The sequence below is a fragment of the Thermoanaerobaculia bacterium genome (assembly GCA_035717485.1).
Classification (GTDB): Bacteria; Acidobacteriota; Thermoanaerobaculia; order UBA5066; family DATFVB01; genus DATFVB01.
The window spans coordinates 1-7,114 of sequence record DASTIQ010000305.1 but is presented as its reverse complement, the minus strand read 5'-3'; the positions used below and the strand labels follow the sequence as shown (position 1 = coordinate 7,114).

The 7,114-nt window shown below is 69.3% G+C and carries 6 protein-coding genes; 1 reads left to right on the top strand and 5 read right to left on the bottom strand.

The window, feature by feature from the left end; genetic code table 11:
* From VFS34_16015 to VFS34_16005, 3 genes are all read right to left on the bottom strand, one after another.
* Window positions 1-1,905: protein kinase (locus VFS34_16015; GenBank protein HET9795958.1), on the bottom strand; the 1,905-nt coding region annotated here is incomplete at its 3' end.
* Window positions 1,906-2,059: 154 nt separating this feature from the next.
* Complete coding sequence (locus tag VFS34_16010) at window positions 2,060-2,569, bottom strand: hypothetical protein (GenBank protein HET9795957.1); 510 nt, start codon at window positions 2,567-2,569, stop codon at window positions 2,060-2,062.
* A gap of 192 nt (window positions 2,570-2,761) precedes the next feature.
* Complete coding sequence (locus VFS34_16005) at window positions 2,762-3,472, bottom strand: GGDEF domain-containing protein (protein ID HET9795956.1); 711 nt, start codon at window positions 3,470-3,472, stop codon at window positions 2,762-2,764.
* A 115-nt stretch (window positions 3,473-3,587) separates the two neighbouring features.
* On the opposite strand from VFS34_16005, the gene VFS34_16000 reads away from it, so the two are divergent.
* Entirely contained in the window at window positions 3,588-5,342 is a 1,755-nt protein-coding gene (locus VFS34_16000) for a DUF885 domain-containing protein (GenBank protein HET9795955.1), read from the top strand.
* On the opposite strand, the gene VFS34_15995 is transcribed toward VFS34_16000, so the two are convergent.
* The gene (locus VFS34_15995; GenBank protein HET9795954.1) at window positions 5,339-6,262 is read right to left on the bottom strand and encodes a glycoside hydrolase family 3 N-terminal domain-containing protein; all 924 of its coding nucleotides are present in this window, start codon (window positions 6,260-6,262) and stop codon (window positions 5,339-5,341) included. The genes VFS34_16000 and VFS34_15995 overlap by 4 nt on opposite strands.
* 89 nt (window positions 6,263-6,351) lie before the next feature.
* A partial coding sequence (locus VFS34_15990) for a DNA mismatch repair protein MutS (protein HET9795953.1) occupies window positions 6,352-7,114 on the bottom strand: 763 nt, incomplete at its 5' end.

Below are 7,114 nucleotides of genomic sequence, written 5' to 3'. Positions count from 1 at the left end.
CGCCTGGATCAGGCGCTGGCGGACGTTCTTCTTCGCTTCCGCCTTTCCGAGCGCGCCGAGCGAGTTCATGATCGGGACGTACACGTTGTAGTCCGTGCCGCTAGCCTCGATCGCCTGCTCGGCGATGTTGGCGACCTCCTGGTATTTCCCGGAAGCGTAGAGCCCGCGGAGCAGCAGGTAATAGGCGCCTTCGCAGTCGGACTTCCGGGCCACGACGCTCCGCACGATCGCGATCATCTCGTCGTACTGCCCGCGCGCGTACAGGATCCACGCCTGCGCGACCATCACTTCCGGCACGTCCGGCTTCAGCGTCATGGCGCGCTCCGCCGCGGCGCGGGCCCGATGGATCCACACGTCCTCTCGGGCGTAGTGGGCGTGGTAGTAGGCGCACACGTTCGCGATCGCCGCGTAGGCGAGCGCGAAGTTCGGGTCCTGCGTGACGGCGTTCTCGAGCATCTGCAGCGCGAACTCGAGATCCTGCCGCGTCAGGCGCCTCGCATAGCTGCGTCCGCGGAGGTACAGGTCGTAGGCCTGGAGGTTGTCGGTGGGCTTCGCGGCGATCGCTTCCTGCTCCTGCCGCGACAGCTTGATGCGGAGCGCCTCGGCGATCTTGCGCGCGATCTCGTCCTGGACCTCGAAGACGTCCTTCATCTCGCGGTCGTATCGCTCCGACCAGACCGGGTATCCCGTCGCCGTGTCGACGAGCTGAGTCGTGATGCGCAGCCGGTCTCCCGCGCGCCGAATGCTCCCCTCGAGGACGAAGGACGATCCGAGCTGCTGGCCGACCTGCGAAGACGTGACCGGCTTGTCGCGGAAGGCGAGCACCATCGATCGGGGGTTGATCTTCAGCCCCTCGATCTTCGAGAGCTCGGTGATGATGTCTTCGGTGATCCCGTCGCGGAAGTACTCGTCTTCCTTGGCGCCGCTCAGGTTCTCGAAATAGAGGACGGCGACCGATTTCTCCGCCGGTTTCTCGACGCCGCTCTTCGAATCGGAAAGCCCCGCGGCGCGCTTCTCCCCCGAGTCGAGCTTGCGCCGGAGCCGCATCAGGTCGGTCTTCAGCTCCGTCGCCGTCTGGTACCGCATCTGCCGATCCTTCTCGAGCGCCTTCTCGAGGATCTGGCCGAGCCCCGAAGGCATCGAGGGATTGGCCTCCGCCAGGGGCTTCGGATCGCGGTTCAGGATCGCCTCGTAGACGACGGCGTCGGTGTCCCCCTGGAACGGCAGGTCGCCCGTCGCCATCTGGTACAGGACGGCCCCGAGCGAAAACAGATCGGTGCGCGCGTCGGTCAGCTGGCCGCGGGTCTGTTCCGGAGACATGTAATGGACGGTCCCCATGACCGTCCCCGCCGTCGTGAGCGGGCCGGAGCCGACGGCGGTCGCGAGCTGGGAAACCTCCTCGCCCTTCTGGGCGAGCGCCGCGCTCGCCTCGACCTTCGCCAGGCCGAAATCCAGGATCTTGACCTGGCCACGGTCGTTGATCATCAGGTTCGCGGGTTTGAGATCCCGGTGCGCGATCCCCTTCGAGTGGGCGGACTCGAGCGCGTCCGCGATCTGGGTCCCGTAGTCGAGGATCTGCGCGATCGGCATCGGCTGCCGTCCCATCCGCTCGGCGAGCGTGGCGCCCTTGATCAGTTCCATGACGATGAACGGACGGCCCTGGTACTGCTCGATCGAATAGACGGTGCAGATGCCGGGGTGGTTCAGGGACGACGCGGCTCGAGCCTCGCGCTTGAATCGTTCGAGCATCGGCGCGTCGTCCTGCAGGTTCGCGGAGAGCACCTTGATCGCGACGTGCCGGCCGAGATCCGTGTCTTCGGCTTCGTAGACCGCCCCCATCCCGCCGGATCCGAGCAGACCGACGATCCGGTAATGAGCAACGGTCTGACCGACGAGGGTTTCCATGACGGGACCTCCCGATTTCGAACCTTTCCGGGACGATACCACGCCGCGGACGCGGCCGGATCCCGCCGCGGCGTTCGGGCGATTCGGGCGAATCGCCGAGAGGACGACGGACGGGGAGCGGGCGACGAAGCGCCCGCTCCCTTACCGAGGTCGACTATTTCACCGGCGCCATCAGGTGCTGGTAGGGCGTTCCCGCCCACATGACGTACGGCATCGAGGTGTCCGGGTCGGCGTTCTTCGGATACGTGTCGTAGAACGAGGCGTCCGCGCCCACGATCATGATGTGTGGCCCGGTCTTCACCCAGTGGTTGCCCGCCTCCGGCTTCGTCGCGTACGGGTCGGTGTTGCTCGCGTCCGTGCCGCCGGCGAGCATGTACATGAATCCGACCTTCCCGGCCGGAGGCGCCTGGTGCCCCATCCAGGCCTGCGCCCAGGCCATCGCGTTCGCATCGAGGCACATCGGATCGGGGCCGGGCGTCGTCGGATTGTCGGGCATGCAGGTCCAGGCGTTGGTTCCCTTGCGGAGCGTGCGCATGCCGGCGCCTTCCATCGCGACGATCGTCGCGTTCTTGGAGACGCTCATCGGCGCGGCCTTCATCGCGCTCGCGACGAGCTGCGCGTCCGACGGCGCGGCGCCCGATTTCTTCATCGTCATGCCCTTCATCTTTTCCGGCGCCTTCTCGGCGGCCGATGCCAGCGCCGCCAAGGCCGACAGCAGGAGAATTCCACCGAGGAGGGGTCGTCGATCCATGATTTCCTCGCTTTCTTCGAGACGGAGGGCGTCTCCGTCGGCGCGATTCTAATCCCGCGGCGGGCCGCCTCCGGCGACGGCGCCGGTCCCGTCCGGCCCGGGATGCTACGCGGTGACGACCCCGCGGAATCCCTTCTTCTCGTAGAGGTCCTTGTCCGCCCGGGCGAGGACCTCTTCGAGGCGGTCGACGGACGCGTCGATGGCGACGGTGCCGACCGAGAGGGAAACCGCGAAGGCCTGGCCCCACCGGCCGTTCCAGAACTCGACGTTCTTCCGCAGACGCGGCAGGATGCCGTCGCCGCCGTTGCGGCCGTCGAGAAGGGCCAGCACGGCGAACTCGTCCCCCCCGATCCGCGCGATCACGTCGGAGCTCCGGAACGTGAGCTGGAGGATCCGCGCGGCGCCGGCGAGCGTGAGGTCTCCTGCCGCATGCCCGTGGCGGTCGTTGATCGTCTTGAGGCCGTCCACGTCCGCGAAGAAGAGGACGGCCGGCCGGCCCATCCGGCCCGCGAGATCGAGAACTCCGCCGGCGTGCTCGATGAACCCCCGCCGGTTGAAAAGGCCCGTCAGCTCGTCGACCATGGCGAGCTTCTTCAGGCCGCGCTCGACCCGCTCGCGCGCGGCGAGTTCTCTCCCGGCGACGATGCCGGTCGCGAGGATCAGGAGGAGCGCGAGCGATCCTCCGCCGGCGAGGATCCGGGCGAGGGTCGGATCGGTCGGGCGCAGTCGGATCACCGCGACCGCGAGCAGCCCCGCGACCAGGGCGGTACCGGCCATGCCGGCGCCGAGCTTGCGGAACGCGGAGCGAATTTTCATCGTTCGGGCGCGAATTGTACACCGCGCGACCGGGCCGATCCGGCACGAACGCCCGGGAGTCGGGCCGGGCGCCCGCGCCGTCGCCCGGGATACGCTATCGGCGAGGGAGGCCGAGATGCGGATCTTCTGGCTGGCGCTCACCGCGGCGGTGATCTCGGGCGGAACCCCGGCGGCGACGCCGCGCGAGGTGGTCGCGGAGGTCGGAGACGCCTGGTGGCAATTCGTTCTCGACGAGAACCCCGAGACGCGCCTCGACACCGGCGTCCCGGTCGAACACCTCCCGGACGTCTCGGAGGCGCACGCGCGCGAGGTCGTCGCGAGGCTCGAGCCCCTGAGAGCACGGCTCGCGGCGGTCGACGCCGGCGCGCTCGAGGGGGAGGACCGGCTTTCGCTGCTCGTCCTCCGGGAACGCGTGCAGCGCGCGATCGAGCGGGCGGACCATTCCCGTTTCTTCGTCCCGATCACTCCTTACGCGAGCCCGCTTCGCGCGGTGACGCGGGTGTTCGCCGAAATGCCGATCCGGACCGCCGCGGACGCGGCGCGATACCTCCGGCTGCTCGACGAGTACCCCGTCCTGCTGCTCCGCATCCGCGAAAAGCTCGAGCGCGAATCGGCGGATGGGATCGTCCTGCCGAAGGCGGAGATCGCGGCGGTCGTACCGTTCCTCGCGGCGTCGGCGCGGGAAGGAACGGAGAGCCCGTTCTTCGCCGCCCCGAACCGGGTCGCGGCGCTTCCCGCCGCGACGGCGGCCGCGTTCTCGCGGGACGTGCTCGCGCGCGTCGCCGGAAAGGTGAACCCCGCCATCCGCGATCTCGCCGCCTGGGTCGGCGGTCCGTACGCCGCGAAAGCCCCCGAGTCGGTCGGGATGTCGCAGTATCCGGGCGGCGCCGAATGCTACCGATGGCTGATCCGGTATCACACGGGGCTCGACCTTTCGCCCGAGGAGATCCATCGCACGGGCCTCTCGGAGATCGCGCGGATCAACGGCGAGCTCGACGCGCTCCGGCGCCGGGCCGGGTTCGGCGGCGACCTCGCCGCGTACCGGAAGTTCCTGAAGACCGATCCCCGCTTCCATCCGCCGACTCCCGACGAGATCGGGCGGCGGCTCATGGCCGCGGTGCGGCGGATCGAACCGAAGATCCCGGAAGAGTTCGGACGTCTTCCGAAGGCCCCTTACGGCGTGCGCCGCCTGTCGCCGGAACTCGAAGGGTCGATGACCTTCGGCTACTATCAGATCCCGACGGCGTCGAACGCGGAAGGCGACTATCTCTACAACGGATCGCGCCTTTCCGAGCGGTCGCTCCTGAACGCCGCGGCACTCATCTACCACGAGCTCGTTCCGGGGCATCACTTCCAGCTCAATCTCCAGAAGGAGAACGCCGCGCTTCCGGTCTGGCGCCGCGAATCGCTCGACGAGACCGCGTTCGTCGAGGGGTGGGGCGAATACGCCTCGTCGCTCGCCGGCGAAATGGGAATGTACGCGGACCCCGACGACGCGTGCGGGAGGCTCGCCATGGACGCGTTCATTTCCACCCGGCTCGTCGTCGACACCGGAATGAACGCGCTCGGATGGTCGCGCGAGAGGGCGATCGCCTTCATGAAGGAGAACACGTTCGAGGGAGATCTCCAGATCGCGAGCGAGTCCCTCCGGTACTCGACGGACATCCCCGCGCAGGCGCTCGCCTACAAGCTGGGGAGCCTCGAGATCCGGAGACTCCGCGACAAGGCGGCCGCCGCGCTCGGGCCGAAGTTCGACCGCCGCCGCTTCCATGACGCCGTCCTCGGGAGCGGAACGCTCCCTCTTCCGGTGCTCGCCCGCAAGATCGACGACCTCGTCGCCGCGGAGAAAGGAAGCGGGGAGCGGCGCTAGCCGAGCCGATCGGCCGCGCGCCGGAACGCGGCCGCGATTTCGGCGATTGGCCTCGGCGCGAGTCGCCGGTCGCGCCCGTGCCGTTCGAGCTCGGCGCGGAATGCCGCGATGCGGCGGGCCGCTTCCTCCCGTCGCGCGCGGGACCCTCCCCCCGCCACGGCCTCCGCCGCCAAAGGCAGGGCCGCCGTGTCCTTCCCGACGCAGAGGAGATCGCAGCCGGCGGCGAACGCCTGCGCCGCGCGCTCCGGGATTCCGCCGAACTCCGCGAGCGCGCCCATGTCGAGGTCGTCCGAGACGGCCATCCCGGCGAACCCGACGTCGCCGCGCAGGAGATCGGTCGCGATCGCGCGATCGAGCGTCGCGGGCCGGGGCGACGGACTCACGGCCGCGTGCGAAACCATCACGGCCGGGACGCGCGGCGCGAGCGCCCGGAAGGGAAGGAGATCCGGTTCGAGAGCGCCTTTTCCGCCGGCCAGACCGGGAAGCACGCGGTGCGAATCGACGGTGGCCCGTCCGAGGCCCGGAAAGTGTTTGAGGCACCCGGCGACCCCGAACGCCGCGAGTTCCGCGAGGAACGCCTCCGCCGCTTCCACGATCGGCGGGCCCTCCTCGAAAGCGGCCCGTTCTTTCAGGATCGTCCGGCCCGCGCCCTCGACGGCCCGGTCGACGACCGGAGCGAGATCCCAGTCGATCGAGAAGGCCGCGCAGATTTCTCCCGCGAGCATCCCGGCGAGGTCGGCGGCTCCCGCCCGCGCGGCCGCGGCGAACGACGGAGACGGCCCGGTCAGCGCCCGAAAGCGGTCGACCGGCCCCCCTTCCTGATCGACGGCCAGAAACGCGCCGGGCACCTCGGCCCGGATCTCCGAGACCAGCGACCGCAGCGGCTCCTCCGAAACGATGTTCCGGGCGAAGAGGATCACCCCCGCCGGAGGGAAGCGCCGGAAGACGTCGCGCTCGCCCGGAGCGAGCGTTTCTCCGGCGATCCCGACGACGAAGAATCCCGAGGCGTTCAGCGTCGGACCCGGTCCTGGAGCGAGGCCAGGAGGGAGAGCGCCGCCACGGGAGTCAGCTGGTCGATCTCGACCTCGCGGAGCTTTTCCAGGACGAGCTCCTCCTGGCCGGCGAAGAGCAGGAACTGCCCCTCCTTCGGCGCTTCCCCTTCCTTGCGCGCGAACTTCGGGAGCCCGCGGACGTCGAGCTCCTGCTCCTCGAGATTCGCGAGGATCTCCCGGGCGCGGGCGATGACCGGCTCCGGGATCCCGGCGAGCTCCGCGACGTGGATGCCGTAGCTGCGGTCGGCGCCTCCGGCGACGACCTTCCGGAGGAACACGACCTTCCCCTCCCATTCCCGCACGGCCATCGTGAAGTTCGCGACACCCGGCGAGGTCTTCGCGAGCTCGGTCATCTCGTGGTAATGGGTCGCGAAGAGCGTGAACGCCCGCCGCTCCGGCGCGTCGCGCAGGTGCTCGACGATCGCCCACGCGAGCGAGAGTCCGTCGAACGTCGACGTGCCGCGGCCTACCTCGTCGAGGATGACGAGGCTCTCCGGCGTCGCGTTCCGCAGGATGTTCGCCGCCTCGATCATCTCGACCATGAAGGTCGATTCGCCGCGGGCGAGGTGGTCGGAAGCGCCGACGCGCGTGAAGATCCGGTCGATCGGTCCGATCTCGGCTTCCTTCGCGGGGACGAACGCCCCCGCCCGGGCGAGCAGAGCGATCAGGGCGTTCTGCCGCAGGAACGTGGACTTGCCCCCCATGTTCGGTCCCGTGAGG